This is a genomic window from Geodermatophilus sp. SYSU D01186 (genome assembly GCF_054050215.1).
Genome location: NZ_JBJGYW010000046.1, coordinates 1 through 15,137 on the forward strand (window position 1 = coordinate 1; position 15,137 = coordinate 15,137).

11 protein-coding genes and 1 pseudogene are annotated in these 15,137 nt (G+C 76.8%); 6 read left to right on the forward strand and 6 right to left on the reverse strand.

From position 1 onward, the window contains the following. The 3 genes and pseudogenes from ACI784_RS23090 to ACI784_RS23100 all read left to right on the forward strand — a co-directional run. Nucleotides 1-257: pseudogene (locus ACI784_RS23090) on the forward strand (hypothetical protein); the annotation flags it as partial. 30 nt (nt 258-287) lie between these two features. Beyond that, nucleotides 288-1,274 carry a thioredoxin family protein gene (locus tag ACI784_RS23095; RefSeq protein WP_457015071.1) on the forward strand — a complete coding sequence of 329 codons (987 nt, stop codon included), beginning with the start codon at nt 288-290 and terminating at the stop codon, nt 1,272-1,274. Nucleotides 1,275-1,591: 317 nt separating this feature from the next. Beyond that, a complete protein-coding gene (locus tag ACI784_RS23100; RefSeq protein ID WP_456925520.1) occupies nt 1,592-2,578 on the forward strand; it encodes a rod shape-determining protein in 987 nt (328 codons plus the stop codon). Between the two features lie 4 nt (nt 2,579-2,582). Here ACI784_RS23100 and ACI784_RS23105 read toward each other — a convergent pair whose 3' ends face one another. Both ACI784_RS23105 and ACI784_RS23110 read right to left on the reverse strand, forming a co-directional pair. Then, nucleotides 2,583-5,531: an FtsW/RodA/SpoVE family cell cycle protein gene (locus tag ACI784_RS23105; protein WP_457015072.1), complete on the reverse strand. Its 2,949-nt coding sequence runs from the start codon at nt 5,529-5,531 to the stop codon at nt 2,583-2,585. Nucleotides 5,532-5,535: 4 nt separating this feature from the next. Next, on the reverse strand, nt 5,536-6,723 hold the full coding sequence (locus ACI784_RS23110) for a hypothetical protein (RefSeq protein ID WP_457015073.1): 1,188 nt from the start codon (nt 6,721-6,723) through the stop codon (nt 5,536-5,538). A gap of 323 nt (nt 6,724-7,046) precedes the next feature. Between ACI784_RS23110 and ACI784_RS23115 the strand changes: the two genes are divergently transcribed. From ACI784_RS23115 to ACI784_RS23125, 3 genes are read left to right on the forward strand one after another with little or no spacing between them, the layout of a single operon-like run. Continuing rightward, complete coding sequence (locus ACI784_RS23115; protein WP_456925517.1) at nt 7,047-8,072, forward strand: 3-oxoacyl-ACP synthase III; 1,026 nt, start codon at nt 7,047-7,049, stop codon at nt 8,070-8,072. Continuing rightward, nucleotides 8,069-10,666, forward strand: coding sequence for an alpha/beta fold hydrolase (locus ACI784_RS23120; protein ID WP_457015074.1), 2,598 nt, complete (start codon nt 8,069-8,071; stop codon nt 10,664-10,666). Before ACI784_RS23115 ends, ACI784_RS23120 begins: the two co-directional genes overlap by 4 nt. After that, a complete protein-coding gene (locus ACI784_RS23125; RefSeq protein ID WP_457015076.1) occupies nt 10,663-11,643 on the forward strand; it encodes an NAD-dependent epimerase/dehydratase family protein in 981 nt (326 codons plus the stop codon). The genes ACI784_RS23120 and ACI784_RS23125 overlap by 4 nt, the downstream gene beginning before the upstream one ends. Here the strand turns inward: ACI784_RS23125 and ACI784_RS23130 are convergent. From ACI784_RS23130 to ACI784_RS23145, 4 genes are all read right to left on the reverse strand, one after another. After that, nucleotides 11,640-12,389: an HpcH/HpaI aldolase family protein gene (locus ACI784_RS23130; protein ID WP_457015077.1), complete on the reverse strand. Its 750-nt coding sequence runs from the start codon at nt 12,387-12,389 to the stop codon at nt 11,640-11,642. The two genes, ACI784_RS23125 and ACI784_RS23130, sit on opposite strands and share 4 nt — an antisense overlap. After that, a complete protein-coding gene (locus ACI784_RS23135; RefSeq protein ID WP_457015078.1) occupies nt 12,353-13,492 on the reverse strand; it encodes an NAD(P)/FAD-dependent oxidoreductase in 1,140 nt (379 codons plus the stop codon). Before ACI784_RS23135 ends, ACI784_RS23130 begins: the two co-directional genes overlap by 37 nt. Nucleotides 13,493-13,771: 279 nt before the next feature. Continuing rightward, nucleotides 13,772-14,617, reverse strand: a complete 846-nt coding sequence (locus ACI784_RS23140; protein ID WP_457015079.1) for an FAD binding domain-containing protein — start codon at nt 14,615-14,617, stop codon at nt 13,772-13,774. After that, nucleotides 14,614-15,135, reverse strand: coding sequence for a (2Fe-2S)-binding protein (locus tag ACI784_RS23145; RefSeq protein WP_456925511.1), 522 nt, complete (start codon nt 15,133-15,135; stop codon nt 14,614-14,616). Before ACI784_RS23145 ends, ACI784_RS23140 begins: the two co-directional genes overlap by 4 nt. Between the last annotated feature and the right edge of the window lie 2 nt (nt 15,136-15,137).

Sequence of the window (15,137 nt, forward strand, 5' to 3'; positions counted from 1 at the left end):
TGTACTGGGAGTACCGCGGCGGCTTCTTCGACGCCAAGGGCGTCACCATCCCGGTCGCCGTCAGCGTCTTCCCCGGCGAGCAGTACCAGGCCCCGCGCAGCTGGACCGAGCGCGCCTATCCCGGCCTGGTCCACTACAACCGGCTCGACCGCGGCGGGCACTTCGCCGCCTGGGAGCAGCCACGACTGTTCACCGAGGAGCTCCGCGCGGGCTTCCGGTCGCTGCGCAGACCCCCGGTCCCGGAACCGCGTCACTGAGCCACCACCACCGCCGGTGAGGGGAACGACATGGCCATCGCAGGTCTGCTGCGCACGGAGAGCCGGATGCCGTCGCTGGACGGTGCGACCGGCTGGCTCAACTCGGCGCCGCTGACGGCGGACGGGCTGCGCGGGCGGGTCGTCGTCGTGGACTTCTGGACCTACACCTGCATCAACTGGATCCGCACGCTCGCCCACGTCCGCGCGTGGGACGAGAAGTACCGCGACCGGGGGCTGGTCGTCCTCGGCGTGCACACGCCGGAGTTCTCCTTCGAGCGGGACGTGGACAACGTCCGCCGGGCGGTCGAGCGCACCGGCATCTCCTACCCGGTCGCGCTCGACAGCGACTACGCCGTCTGGGAGGCCTTCGCCAACCACTACTGGCCGGCGCTGTACTTCGTCGACGCCACGGGGCACCTCCGTCACCACCGCTTCGGCGAGGGCGACTTCATGCAGTCGGAGCTGGTGATCCGGCGGCTGCTGGCCGAGTCCGGCGTCGACCTGCTCGGTGAGCCGTTCGTCTCGGTCCGCGGCGAGGGCGTCGAGGCCGAGGCGGACTGGGACCACCTGCAGTCGGGCGAGACCTACCTCGGCTCCGCGCGCACCACGGGCTTCGCCTCGCCCCCGGGGCTGGTGCCCGACGCCCCGAGCGCGTACTCCGTCCCGGAGCGGCTGCGGCTGAACACCTGGGCGCTGTCCGGGACCTGGACCGTCGGGCCCGAGGCGGCCGTGCTCGCCGGCGAGGGCGGGCGGATCGCCCACCACTTCTCGGCCCGCGACGTCCACCTCGTCATGGGCCCGGCGGCGCCGGACGCCGCCGTGCCCTTCCGGGTGCTCCTCGACGGCCGGCCACCGGGCCCGGCCGGAGGCGACGACGTGGACGACGAGGGCCGCGGGGTGCTCGGCGAGCAGCGGCTGTACCAGCTGGTCCGGCAGCCGCCGCCCGTCGTCGACCGGCTGTTCGAGATCGAGTTCCTCCAGCCGGGCGCGGAGGCGTTCGTCTTCACCTTCGGCTGAGTTCGACAGCAAGGTGACTTCCGGGTGGGGGACGCCGCGCGAGCCCTCGGCATCCCGCCCTGGGGCCGGCTCCTGCGGTGTCCCGCACTCTCTTGCGGTCGTGCAGCACCGCCAGAGTGGGCAGAACACCGCAGGAGCACTAACCAGGCGGCCGGGCCGACGACGACCGAGGCGCCTGGGTCTCGATGTCCCCCGCGGCTGACGTCCCGCCGCGAGACGGGCCCGACCACATTCCTCCCCGGACGGCGGCGCCGAGCCTGGACCGGGCACCGGCGCACCCCCAGACTGGTGCGGCAGCCGGCGGTCAGGAGGCACGGGTGGATCTCGGCATCGATCTCGGCACCGCCAACACCGTTGTGAGCGACCTCCGCCGCGGCATCGTCTTCGACGAACCCACCGTCATGCTCCTGCGCCGCGGGGGCGCCCGCCGGGAACGGGTGCTCGCCGTCGGGCAGGAGGCGGCCGACCTCCTCGGCCGCGCCCCGTCCCGGTTCGCCCCCGTGCGTCCCCTGCACGACGGCGTGGTCACCGACCTGGAGACCGCCCGGCTGTACCTGCGGCTGGTCCTGCAGAAGGCCGGGCGGCGGGTGTGGGCCCCGGTCCGTGCCGTGATCGGCGTCCCCGTCGGCTCGACGGCGCTGGAGAACCGCGCGCTGCTCGAGGCCGCGGAGGAGGCCGGCATCCGCCCGGTCACCGCGCTCGACGAGTCGATCGCGGGTGCGGTCGGCTGTGGCATCGACCCACTGGAGCGACGGGTGCACATGGTCGTCGACGTCGGGGGTGGCACGGCGGAGGCGGTGGCGTTCTGCTTCGGCGGCGTCCTCGCCCACCGGACCAGCAAGCTGGGCGGTGACGAGATGACGACCGCCGTCGCCCGCCACCTGCGCGAGCAGCACCAGCTGCACGTCGGTGAGCTCGAGGCCGAGGACCTCAAGGTCCGCTCCGGGACCGACCTGAACGGCTCGCTGGTCGTCCAGGGCCGCGACGCCGCCACCGGCCGGCCGCGGCTGGCGACCGTGCAGGCCACCGAGGTCGCCGACGCCGTCCGGCCGATCACCGACGAGATCGTCCGGACGCTGGCCGCCTCCCTGGACGACCTCCCGCCGCAGGCGATCGCCGACGTGCTGGCCGAGGGCGTGCTGGTGTTCGGCGGGTCCTCGCTGGTCCCCGGCTTCGCCCAGGAGCTGGAGCGCAGCCTCGGCCTGCCGGTCAAGCTGGCCGAGAACCCGCTGACCTGCGTGGCCGAGGGCGCCGCGCGGGCGCTGCGCAACCGCCCGCTGCTGGCGGCCTACGGCCGGAGCTGACCCCTCACGGCAGCTGCAGCGGGCCGGTGGCGACGACGTCGGCCCGGTGGTCGAGGTAGTGCCGCAGCGCGTCGGCCACCACGGTCCGCGCGGTGTTCGCGCCCGTGCCCGGCCCCTGCACCAGCGCGGTCACCACGATGTCGGGGGCGCCCATCGGGGCCGCGGCCGACATCCAGTTGTCGTACTCGTCGTCGCGCAGGCCGCCGTCCTGCGCGGTGCCGGTCTTCGCGCCGGCCGGCTCCGGGAGGTCGGCCAGCCGGACGGCGGTGCCGCCGGTCACCGCCGCCCGCATGCCCTCCTGGACCGGCCCCAGCTCGGCGGCGTAGGGCAGGGGCGTCGCGGCCGGGGCGGGGAGCGCCGTGAGCGTGCCGGCGTCCGACCCGATCGCCATGCCCAGCCGCGGGGTGACCAGGTTGCCGGTGGCGACGGCGGCGGTCCACCGGGCGTTCTGCAGCGGCGTGACCTGCAGCTCGCCCTGGCCGATGCCGAGGATGACGGTGGACCCGCCGTACCAGGTGCCGCCCTTCGCCTCGACCGACTCCGGGGTGCCGAGGTAGCCGGCGGACTCCGCGGGCAGGTCGATCCCGGTCGGCTCGCCCACCCCGAGCGTCCGGGCCGTGTCGGCGATCGTGTCGACGCCGAGGGCGAGGGCGAGCTTGTAGAAGTAGACGTCGTTGGAGATCGCGAGCGACTCCACCAGGTCCATCGGCCCCATCGGCTTCCAGTTGCCGAACGTGTGCCCGCCGTAGGTGAAGCTGGCCCCGGTGGGGATGGCGCGGTCCGGCGCGAACACCGGGTGGGCCTGGTTGGCCGCGGCGACGACGAGCTTGAACGTCGACCCGGGCGGCGCGACGGCCTGGGTCACGTGCTCGAGCATCGGGGAGCCGGGCGCGTCGGCCAGGGCCTGCAGCGCCCCGGTGTCGACCGGCGGCCCGTAGACGTTGTTGTCGAACGACGGGGTGCTGGCCATGGCGAGGACCTGGCCCGTCCGCGGGTCCATCGCGACCGCGGCGCCGATCTTTCCCTGCGGCCGGGGCTGCGCGCGTACGGCGGCGGCCAGGCGGCTGTCGAGCAGACGCTGCAGGCCCAGGTCGATCGACAGCCGCAGCTCGGCGCCGGGCACCGGGTCCCGCCGCTCCCCGAGGGCGGCCGGCACGCCCTTCGGGTCGACGTACACGCACTGCTGCCCGTTGATGCCGCGCAGGACCGCGTCGTACTGCTGCTCGAGACCGGCGCGGCCGACGAACTCGGCGTTGGGCAGGCCGGGCCAGCGCTCCTCGTCCTCGGGCGTGGCCACTCCCGCGAAGCCGAGCACCGGCCCGAGCAGGGTGCCCTGGGGGTAGGTGCGGCGCGGCTCCGGGGTGACGAGCACGGCGGCGATCCCGGCGGCGCTGACGGCGTCCCCCACCGCGCGGGGCACCTCGGCCACCGTCAGCGACAGCGTGGTGGGCTCCGTCGTCGCGATCTGGGTCTGCAGGTCCGCACGCGGCCGGCCGACGAGGTCGGCGAGCCGGTCGACGTCCGCGGGCCGGGTGCGCAGCAGGGCGGGCACCACGAGCACCCGGTCCACGCCGCGGCCGACGTCCGCGGCGTTCACGGCCAGCGGCTCGCCGTGCCGGTCGGTGATCGCCCCCCGGGCGGCGGGCAGTCGGATGCAGCGGGTCATCTGCTCCTGCCCAACGACCTGCAGCTCCTCGCCCTGGGTGCGCTGCAGGCGCCATCCGTAGAGCCCGAAGGAGATCAGCAGCACCGAGAGGCCGAGCGCGATCAGCCGGACCAGCCGCGGCCGCATGAGGTGGCGGTTCGGCGCCCACAGCCGCCGCCGGGCGCCGTCCCGCCGGACGCCGAGGACCACGCCGATCGCGGCCAGGTGCACGACCAGCGCCGTGCCGCCGTAGCTGAGCAGGGGGAAGGGGACGCCGGCCAGCGGGAGGAGCCCCAGGTTGGCCCCCACCGAGACGACGATCTCGACGCCCATGAGCAGGGCCAGCCCGCCGCCGACGAGCGCGCCGTGCACGGTGCGTGAGGTCCGGCTGGCCAGCGCGAGCCGCCAGACGAGGACGATCGCGGCCAGCACCGCCGCCGCGCCGGCGACCAGCCCCAGCTGCCCGACGAGGCTGGCCAGGGCGAGGTCGGTGTCCCGCTCGGGCAGGTACTGGGCGCGCAGGCCGCGCAGCGGGTCGTCGGTCCGGCCGAACAGCCCGCCGGAGCCCACCGCGATGTGCGCCTGCCGCAGCGCCCAGCCCGAGCCGGTCGGGGACTCGTGCGCGCCGACCAGGAACGTCCCGAGGCGCTCGACCTGGTAGGGCCGCAGCAGGCTGATGAGCAGCGGCGCGGCGACCGCCGCCGCGGCGACCAGGGGCAGCAGGAACCGGGCCGGGATCCGGCCGATGAGCAGCATGGACCCGGCCAGGACGACGAGCAGCGTCGTGGTGCTGAGGTCCGGCTGGAGCAGGGTGAGCGCGATCGGCACGACGGCGAGCAGCACCGCCAGCGCGAAGCGCTGCCACGGCGGCCGGCCGGAGCCGAGGACGGCCGCGAGGACGAGGAGCAGCCCGAGCTTGGCCAGCTCCGAGGGCTGGAAGGTCAGCGAGCCGATGGCGAACCACCGGGTGGCGCCGTTCGCGGACAGCCCCATGGCGAGGACGCCGACGAGGAACAGGACGGCCGCGCCGTAGGCGATCCAGCCCAGGACGCCGAGGTAGCGCACGCGGACCCGCCAGAACGCCGCGAGGGCCACGACCCCGCCGATGGCGATGCCGGCCTGCCGCGCGGCGAGCTCGGTGGCGCCGACGAGGTACAGGTTCACCAGGCCCAGCCCGACCAGCGCCAGCGCGGCCAGGACCGCGAGCAGGTCGAACGCGCCGCTGCGGAGGGCCCGGCGCTGCTCGCGGGTGCGGCGCCGGCCCCTCAGCCCGTCCGTCGGCGGCCCGGGAGGTCCCGAGATCGGCATGGCGTCACCGGGTCCCGGGGTCGGGCCGGCAGGAGCCGACGAGCACCGGTGCCGACGCCGCGGCTGCCGGCGCGTCGGTGACGGCGATCACCGCCACGGCCGGGTGCGCCGGGAGCGGGAGGGTGCCGACGGCCGCGGCCCGGGTCCCCCCGGCGGGCACGGTGACGGTTCCGCCCGGCGCGGTCTCCGTGGCGCCCGTGCACCGGTCGACGACCCGGTAGGACCAGGTGACCACCTGGGCCTCGGGTCCCGGGACCAGCTCCACCAGCAGCCGCAGGTCGCAGGGCGCGTCCGGGGCGCACGCCGCCAGCGGGCGCAGGTCCACCCCGGCCACGGCCCCGGCCGCCGCGGGCGCGGGCGGCACGACCGGCAGGCCGTCGGGCTCCGGCGCGGCCGACGGCTCCGACCCGCTCCGCCCGGCGTCCAGGAGCAGGGCGATGTCGGTGGCGATGTCGTCGCGCAGCAGGACCACCTCCAGGGTCACGACCCCGGCGAGGACCAGCACCGACAGCAGCCACGCGCCGATCCGCCGCCCGGCACCGCCGCCCGCCCGGCCGCCCGCGCGTCCCGCCGCGGCCGCGCCGCGCCGCCCCTGAGGGCTCACGGGGGCACCGGCGCCGGTCCCCGGGGCCGCTGCCCCGCGGGCCGCGCGCACCAGCGCGGCCAGCTCCGCGCGCACGGCTGCGCGGTCGAGCGCGTCGGCCGCCTCCGTGAGGTCCCGGGCCACGGCGGGGACGCCTGCGATGGCCAGGTCGGCCGCCGCCCGGTCGAGCGGGGCCAGCAGCCGCTCGGCGGCCGGGTCGCTGCGGCGGGCGCGGAGCCGGGCGGCGGCCGCGACGTCGGCGAGCACCGCCCCGAGGTCGGGTCCGGGGCGCCCGTCGCGCCCGCCGTCGGCAGGGGTGCCGAGGGCCACCCGCCCGTCGGCACCGACGACGGCCTGCTCCACGACGACCCGGCCGTCCTCCGCTCCTCCGGTGTCCGGATCCCGTCGCCCCGCCGCCTCCGCGACCACAGCCGCCCCGAGCTCCAGGGCCTGCGGGGGCGTGAGCCGGGCCAGGCTGAGCAGGCGGGTCAGCGCCAGGCCGTCGGCGGACGGCGGACCGTCCACTCGCGGCTCCCGCGGTTCGGGGACGTCGGGCGGCAGGTCCGGCTCGTCCTGACCGGGAGCTCGGGCCGTCGTCAGGTCCGTCACCGACGCCACCTCGCTCACCCGGCTGGCCAGGACCCCCATGACGGAGCTGGGCAGATGCTGCTGGCTGGCCGACCCGGATGTCACGCGGTTGCTGCGCAGCCCGCGCGACACACCCGAGGGTCATGACCAACGACCCCGGGTGCCGTGACCAAGGGCCCGGGGCCTCCCGACCATGGGCCGTCGCGGCGGTGCGTCGGCGGGCGAGGGCCGGCGCGAGGCCCGGGCGGGTCGGCGGAATGGCGGTGCGCCGGTCGGGTAGTGCCCGTCGCACCGAGGGCGGCGCGAAGAGGGAGTCGGCCCTTCCCGAGGAGTGGACTCCACACATGAGCGAGAACAGCACACACCGGTTCGGCAACACGGCGGTCCTCTCGCTGCAGACGGCGGACGCCACCCAGGTCGTCACCTCCGACGCGCTCGACGACGCGCTCGCCGAGACCTACCGGCGGGTGGGGCTGCGGCCCGGCCTGCTCGAACGACTCGCCGGCATCCGGGAGCGCCGCTGGTGGGGCGAGGGCGTCACCTTCGTCGACGGCGCGGCCGCGGCCGGCGCCAAGGCGATCAGCGAGAGCGGGGTCGACCCGGCCGGCATCGGCGTGATGATCAACACCTCGGTCAGCCGCCGGTACCTCGAGCCCTCCACCGCGGTCGCCGTCCACCACGCACTCGGCCTGCCGCGCTGGTGTCAGAACTTCGACGTCACGAACGCCTGTCTCGGCTTCGTCAACGGCATGGAACTCGCCGCCGCCATGATCGAGTCCGGCCTGGTCGACCACGCGCTGATCGTCAACGGCGAGGACTCGCGGCCGGTCCAGGAACGCACCATCGACCGGTTGCACAGCCCGGAGACGGTGTCGCGCGACGTGCTGTCCCAGTTCGCCACCCTGACCCTGGGCTCCGGTGCCGTCGCCATGGTGCTGGGCCGGGCCGACCGGCACCCGGAGGGCCACCGCCTCGTCGCGTCCGTCAGCCGGGCGGGAACCGAGCACCACGAGCTGTGCGTCGGTGACAACGACATCATGCGGACCGACCTCAAGGGGCTCCTCGACGCCGGGCTGCGGCTGTCCGAGGACATGTGGGCGGACGCCGCGGCGGAGGTCGACTGGGCCGGCGGCATGAGCCGCTACATCGTCCACCAGGTCTCCAAGGTGCACACCAAGGCGATGTGCGACCGGTTCTCGATCGACCCGGCGCTGGTGCCGACGACGTTCCCGACGCGGGGCAACCTGGGGCCGGCGTCGGTCCCCTACACGCTGGCCGGCGTGCAGGACTCCCTCGTCGACGGCGACCGGGTGCTCCTCATGGGCATCGGCTCGGGCCTCAACGTCTCGTGCCTCGAGATCGCCTGGTGACGGCGGAGGACGTGGCCGGCTGCCCGCCGCCCCCTCCGGGCCTGGATCCCGCGTGGTCCCGCACCGTGGTCGTCGCCGACGACACCGGCGCGGAGCACACCTGGCACGTCCTCGACAACGGCGTCCGGGACCCGGCGGGCACGCTGCTGTGCGTCCACGGCAACCCCACCTGGTCCTACCTGTGGCGCCGGCTGCTGGCGGCCGCACCACCCGGGTGGCGGGTGGTCGCCCCCGACCAGCTCGGCATGGGCTGGTCCGACCGGCTGCCCGGCCCACGGTCGTTGCGGCAGCGGGTCGCCGACCTCGGCGACCTCACCACCGCCCTCGGCGTCAGCGGCCCGGTGGTCACCGTCGGGCACGACTGGGGCGGCGTGATCTCCCTCGGGTGGGCGCTGGAGCACCGGAAGGACCTGCGCGGCGTCGTCCTCGCCAACACCGCCGTCGCCATGCCGGAGGGCGACCGGGGGCCGGCCCTCATCCGGATGGCGCACCTGCCCGGCGTGCGCGCCGCCGTCACCGTCGGCACCCCGGTCTTCGTCCGGGCGGCGACGGCGCTGTCCCGGCCCGCCCTGCCCGTCGACGTGCGCCGCGCGTTCGCCGCGCCCTACCGCTCGCCGGCGCGCCGCCGGTCCGTGGGCGACTTCGTCGCCGACATCCCCTTCGCGCCGGGCCATCCCTCCCGCCCGGCGCAGGAGGCGATCGCCGAGGGGATCCGCGGTCTCGACGTCCCGGCCCTGCTGCTGTGGGGTCCCCGCGACCCCGTCTTCGGCGAGCGGTACCTGACCGACCTGCGCCGCCGCCTGCCGCACGCCCGGCTGCACCGCTACGCGGGCGCCTCCCACCTGCTCCCCGAGGACGCCCCCCGGTACGCCGAGGCGGTGGCGCGGTGGGTGACCGACCTCGGCTCCCCCCGCACGGAGCCCGAGCCACCGGCGGCCCCTGCCGGTGGAGCCGCCCGCCGGCTGTGGTCCGCGCTGGACGCGCGGGCGGACGACGACGCGGCGGCCGTCGTCGAGGTCGGCGGCTCGACGGTGAGCTGGTCCCGGCTGGCCCGCCGCGTGCGGCACCTGGCCGCCGGCCTGGCGGCGTCGGGGATCGGTCCGGGCCACCGCGTCGCGCTGCTCGTGGAGCCCTCGGCCGACCTGACCGCGGCGGTGTACGCGGTGTGGCGCGCCGGCGCCGTGGTCGTCGTGGCCGACAAGGGCCTGGGGTTCGCCGGGATGCGCCGGGCCCTGCGCAGTGCGGCGGTCGACTCCGTGATCGGCGGCCGTACGGGTCTGGCCGCGGCGCGGCTGATGGGCCTGCCCGGCAGGCGCATCGCGGCCGGCGCGCCGGGCCCCGCCGTCCGGCGCGCCCTGGGGGCGACCGCCACGCTGGACGACCTGGAGGCGCTCGGCCGGACCGCACCGGCACCGGCACCGGCTCCGCTGGACGCCGACTGCGCCGTGCTGTTCACCTCGGGGGCGACCGGGCCGGCGAAGGGCGTCGTCTACACGCACCGCCAGGCCGCCGCGCAGCTCGAGCTGGTGCGCTCCACCTACGGGCTCACGCCCCGGGACCGGCTGGTGGCCGCCTTCGCGCCGTTCGCGCTGCTCGGGCCCGCCCTGGGCATCGGGTCGGCGGTCCCCGACGTCGACGTGACGGCGCCGGGATCGCTGACCGCGACCGCGCTGGCCGGCGCCGTGGCGGCCGTCGACGCCACGGTGGTGTTCGCCTCCCCCGCGGCGCTGCGTCGCGTGGTGGCCACGGGGGACGGCCTCTCCCCGGAGCAGCGGACGGGGCTGGCCGGCGTCCGGCTGCTCGTGTCCGCCGGCGCGCCCGTCCCGGCGTCCCTGCTGCGCTCCCTGACGGCGGTCCTGCCCGCCGCCGACGCGCACACGCCCTACGGGATGACCGAGGTCCTGCCGGTCACGGACGTCTCCCTGGCCGCCGTCGAGGCCGCGGGCGAGGGAGAGGGCGTCTGCGTGGGGACGCCGTTGCCGGGCGTCGCCGTGCGGATCAGCCCGCTGTCCCCCGACGGCCGGGCCGACGGCCCGCTCACCGACCGTCCCGGCGTCCCCGGCGAGGTCTGCGTGCGGGCGGCGCACGTCAAGGACCGGTACGACGCGCTCTGGGCCCTCGATCGGGAGACGTCCCGGGAGCCCGGGTGGCACCGCACCGGGGACGTCGGGCACCTCGACACCGGCGGCCGGCTCTGGATCGAGGGACGCCTGCAGCACGTCCTCACCACGGCCTCGGGTGCGGTGACCCCCGTCGGGATCGAGCAGCGGGTGGAGCGGCTCGACGGCGTGTCGGCCGCGGCGGCCGTCGGCGTCGGGCCGGCCGGGGCGCAGGTCGCCGTGGTCGTCGTCGTGCCCTCCGGCGGAGTCCCGACCGGGCGGCATGCCCGGCCGGGCGTACGGAGGTCCCGGCTGCGCCTGGCGGACCTGGACCTGGCCGACGCCGTCCGGGCGGTCGCCGGCGTCGACGTCGCCGCGGTGCTGACCTGCCCGGAGCTGCCGGTGGACATCCGGCACCAGTCGAAGGTGGACCGCGGCGAGGTCGCCCGCCGCGCCGCGCGGGTGCTCGCCGGCGCGCGGGCGCCGCGGCCGTGAGGGTCCTGGTCACCGGCGCGAGCGGCATGCTCGGACGGGCGACGGCGACCGGCCTGCTGGAGCGCGGCGACGAGGTGACGGTGCTGCAGCGCCGTCCGTCCGGCCTGCCGTGCCGGGAGGTGCTGGGGGACGTCGCCGACCCGGCCGTCGTCGGCCGCGCCGTCCGGGGTCAGGACGCCGTGCTGCACCTGGCCGCGAAGGTGGACGTGACCGGCCCGTGGGCGGAGTACGTGGCCGCGAACGTCGACGGCACCCGCGCCGTCGTCGCGGCCTGCCGGGCCGCGGGCGTCGGCCGGCTGGTGCACGTCTCCTCCCCGTCGGTGGCGCACGCCGGGTCGGCACTCCCCGGCGTCGGCGCCGAGCCGGCCGCCCCTTCGCAGGCCCGGGGACGGTATGCCCGGTCCAAGGCACTGGCCGAGGTGGCCGCGCTGGCGACGGACTCCCCGTCCCTCGCCGTGCTGGCCATCCGCCCCCACCTGGTGTGGGGCCCCGGCGACACCCAGCTCGTGGCGCGCGTCGTCGCGCGGGCCCGGGCCGGGCGGCTGCCGGTGATCGGCTCGGGCGCCGCGCTCATCGACACGACCTACGTCGACAACGCCGCCGCGGCCCTGGTGGCCGCCGTGGACGCGTGCGGCCCGGTGCACGGCGAGGCCCTGGTCGTCTCGAACGGGGAGCCGCGGCCGGTCGCGGAGGTCGTCGGCCGGCTCTGCCGGGCCGCCGGCGTCCCCGAGCCGCACCGCCGGGTGCCCTTCGCGGCGGCCTACTCGGCCGGGGCGGTCGTCGAGGGCGTCTGGGCGGTGACCGGCCGGCGGCGGATCCCCCCGATCACCCGTTTCCTCGCCGAGCAGCTGGCCACCGCCCACTGGTTCGACCAGAGACGGACCCGGGCCGCTCTGGGGTGGCGGCCCCGGGTGGGCCTCGACGAGGGGTTCACCCGGCTCCGCGACTGGTACCGCCGTGTCCCACCCGCCCCCTAGCTCCCCCGGGCGACCCGCAGGTGCTCCCGCACGACCGCGCTCAAGCAGGTGGTGTCCATGGCCGCGGTGACGATCGTGGCGCCCTCGGCGGCGTACCCCGCGGCCTCCGACCCGCTGAACGCGTGCACCCCGACCGGGACGCCGGCGGCCACCGCCCGCGCCACGATCGAGGAGAGGACGCCGCGCACGTGCTCCCGGCTGCCCTCGTCGGCCCGGCCGAGGGCCAGCGACAGGTCGGCCGGGCCCACGTACACCCCGTCCAGCCCCTCGATGGCGAGGATGGCGTCGAGCTCGTCGAGCGCGCCGGCCGTCTCGACCATGACCACCACCAGCGGCTGGTCGGACCCACCGGACAGCCGCCCGATGGACCGGGTGCCGACGGGCCCGTAGCGGCAGCTCGCGACGACGTCGCGGGCGTGGGCGGCGTCCCGGACGCTGGGTACGATGACCCCGTGCGCGCCGAGGTCCAGCGGGCGCCCGACGTCGGCGGCGTCCGGACTGCGGGTGCGCACCAGGGGCACGGAGCCCGCCGCGACGACCGCGGCGGTGACGCCCGGCAGCTCCGCCTCCCCGAGCGGGCCGTGCTGCAGGTCCAGGACGACGAAGTCGGCGCCGGCCCGGGCCAGCAGCTCCGCCGTCACCGCACCAGGGAGCTGGCTCCACAGGCCGTGGCAGGCCTCCCCCGCCGCCCACCGCGCCCGCAGCGCACTCACGGCCCGGCCGCCGGCACGGGCTCGCGGAACCACCGGCGCACCCGGCTGGCCCCGAACTCGGCCTTCTCCGCGGAGTTGGCGAGCGACGGCGGGTCGAACGTCCCGGTCGGTGCCGCCCCGGCGACGAAGGTGACGTCGACCTTGGCGACCTCGTCGCGGCCGTACTCCAGGTAGCAGATGCCGCGGCCGTCGTACTGGCCGGCCGCGTCGCCGCCCCGCGCCAGCGCGACGATCCGGTCGGCCACGACGCCGGCCTGCCGCTCGGAGAACACCCCGGCCTTCGGCGTGCCGACGCTGGTGACGTCGCCGACGGCGTAGACGCCGGGGAACGCCGTCTCCAGGGTGCGCGGGTCCACGGGCACCCACCCGTCGACGGCGAGCCCGGACGCGACGACGACGTCCGGCGCCCGGTGCACCGGCACCCCGAGGAACAGGTCGAAGGCGATCTCGTCGCCGTCGGCGAGGACGGCGACCCTGCGGCCGGGGTCGAGGGACCGCACGACCCGGTCCGGCAGGAACTCGATCCCGCGCTCGGCGAACGTGGCCAGCAGCGCCTGCGACGCCGCCGGGGACGGCGGGATGGGCGAGCCGAGCGGGGTCACCAGCGAGATCCGCACGGCGTCGCGCATGCCCCGGTCGGTGAAGTACTGGTCGAGCAGCAGCGCCGTCTCGCTGGGCGCGGGCGGGCACTTGAACGGCGTCGAGGTGACCCCCACGACGACGTGCCCGCCGGAGAACCCCGCCAGCTGCCGGCGCAGCGCGAAGGCGCCGGCCTCGGTGTAGAACTCGGAGCCGCACTCGACCAGCCCGGGGGTCGCCTCCGGGTGCAGGTCCGCGCCGAGCGCCACCACCAGGACGTCGGCGTCGAGAGTGCCGGCGTCGGTCTCCACGCGCCGCGCCCGGGGGTCGATCGCGCGGACCGTCGTCTGCACGAAGCGGACGCCCGGCTCGTCGATGTCGCGGTACCGGTGCCAGACGGCGTCCTCGGTGGTGCGGCCGAACATCACGTCGAGCTTGGAGAAGCCGAACACGAACCCGTCGCGGCGGTCGACGAGCACGACGTCGACGTCGTCGCCGAGCTCCTCGGACAGCCGGGTGCTGAGCTCGAGGCCGCCGAAGCCGGCCCCGAGCACCACGACCCGGAGGCTGCGGGGCTCCTCCCGGGGGCGGGGGGCGGGTGATCGCGTGGGCTCGTCCTGGGGAGACATGGGTCCTCCTCCGTCGTGGCTCCCGGCCGGCGCGGCCTCGCGGCCTCGCGGGCACGCACCGCCGCTGCGCGGTGCCGGGGCCTGGACGCTATCGACCCGCCCGGTACCGCAGAAGGCGTGCGCGAGCGCCGCCGGCCACCCCTCGTCGCCGGCGCGGGCGCCGGAGGCCTGCCGCAGGTTCCAGGAGGCGCCGCGGTGCCGGTCCGGTCACCCCGACCGGTGCGCGCCGGCGTCCGCCTCCCTCAGCGCCCGGGCGGTGAGCACCTGCGCGAGGTGGGAGCGGTAGGCCGCGTCGGCGCGCAGGTCCGACGGCGGGCTGGCGCCCTCGGCGGCGCGGGTGGCCGCGGCGTCGATGCCGGCCCCCTCGGCCAGCGCCTGCTCGACCGCACGCGCCCGCAGGGGAACCGGCGCCATGTTGACCAGCCCGACCGCCAACGCGCCGTCAGCCGCCTGCTGGACGGCGACGCCGACGGTGGCCCAGTCCTGGCTGCGCTGGCGGAACTTCTGGAAGCTCCACGCCCGCCCGGGCACTGCCGGGACGCGGACCTCGACCAGGACCTCGTCGGGCTCGGCCGCGGTCTGCCAGAAGTCGACGAAGAAGCCGGTCGCGGCGATCTCGCGGTCGCCGCCGGGCCCCCGCAGCAGCAGCGTCGCGTCCAGGGCCACGAGCACCGCCGGGACGTCGGCCGCCGGGTCGCCGTGCATCACGGCGCCGCCGATGGTCCCGCGGGCGCGTACCTGCCGGTCGCCCACGGTGGCCACCGCGGCGGCCAGCAACGGCACTCGTCCCCGTACCACCGGGGAGGCCTCCAGGTCGCGGTAGCGCAGCCCGGCGCCCAGGCGCACCGACCCGTCGGTCTGCTCCAGCCTCCGCAGCTCACCGAGGCCGCTGATGTCGATCAGGGCCTCGGGCGCGGCCAGCCGGAACCGCATCAGCGGGATCAGCGAGTGCCCGCCGGCGAGGAACGTGGCGTCGTCCCCCCGCTCGGCCTTGAGCGATGCGGCATGGTCCAGCGACTCCGCGCGCAGGTAGTCGAAGGCGGCGGGGATCATCGCCGGCCCGCCTCAGCGGCGCGTTCGGCGTGTGCGGTGGCCATGGGGCCCGGGCCGCCGTTGTCCCGCGCCCAGGCCACCGACTCCACGATCATCTGGTAGCCGGTGCAGCGGCAGAGGTTGCCCTCGAGGCCCGCGCGGATCTCCTCGGCCGTGGGCCGGGGCTGGTCGAGCAGCAGCCCCGTCGCCGCCACCACCATGCCCGGCGTGCAGAAGCCGCACTGCAGCCCGTGGCACTGCCGGAAGCCCTCCTGCACCGGCGACATCTCCCCGTCGTGGGCCAGGCCCTCGACCGTCAGCACCTCCCCGCCGTCGGCCGCAGCGGTGAAGACGGTGCACGACTTCACCGCGACGCCGTCGAGCAGCACCGTGCAGGCGCCGCAGTTGGAGGTGTCGCACCCCACGTGCGTGCCGGTGAGCCCCAGGGTCTCGCGCAGGTAGTGCACCAGGAGCTGCCGGGACTCCACGGTGCCGTGCGTGGCGACGCCGTTCACCCGCATGTGCACGTCGTGTCTCACGG

What these genes read in the sequence shown, in the direction of transcription:
- ACI784_RS23095 (WP_457015071.1), top strand. Translation starts at nt 288, where the DNA reads ATGGCCATCGCAGGTCTGCTGCGCACGGAGAGCCGGATGCCGTCGCTG.
- ACI784_RS23105 (WP_457015072.1), bottom strand. Translation starts at nt 5,531, where the DNA reads ATGCCGATCTCGGGACCTCCCGGGCCGCCGACGGACGGGCTGAGGGGC.
- ACI784_RS23115 (WP_456925517.1), top strand. Translation starts at nt 7,047, where the DNA reads ATGAGCGAGAACAGCACACACCGGTTCGGCAACACGGCGGTCCTCTCG.
- ACI784_RS23140 (WP_457015079.1), bottom strand. Translation starts at nt 14,617, where the DNA reads ATGATCCCCGCCGCCTTCGACTACCTGCGCGCGGAGTCGCTGGACCAT.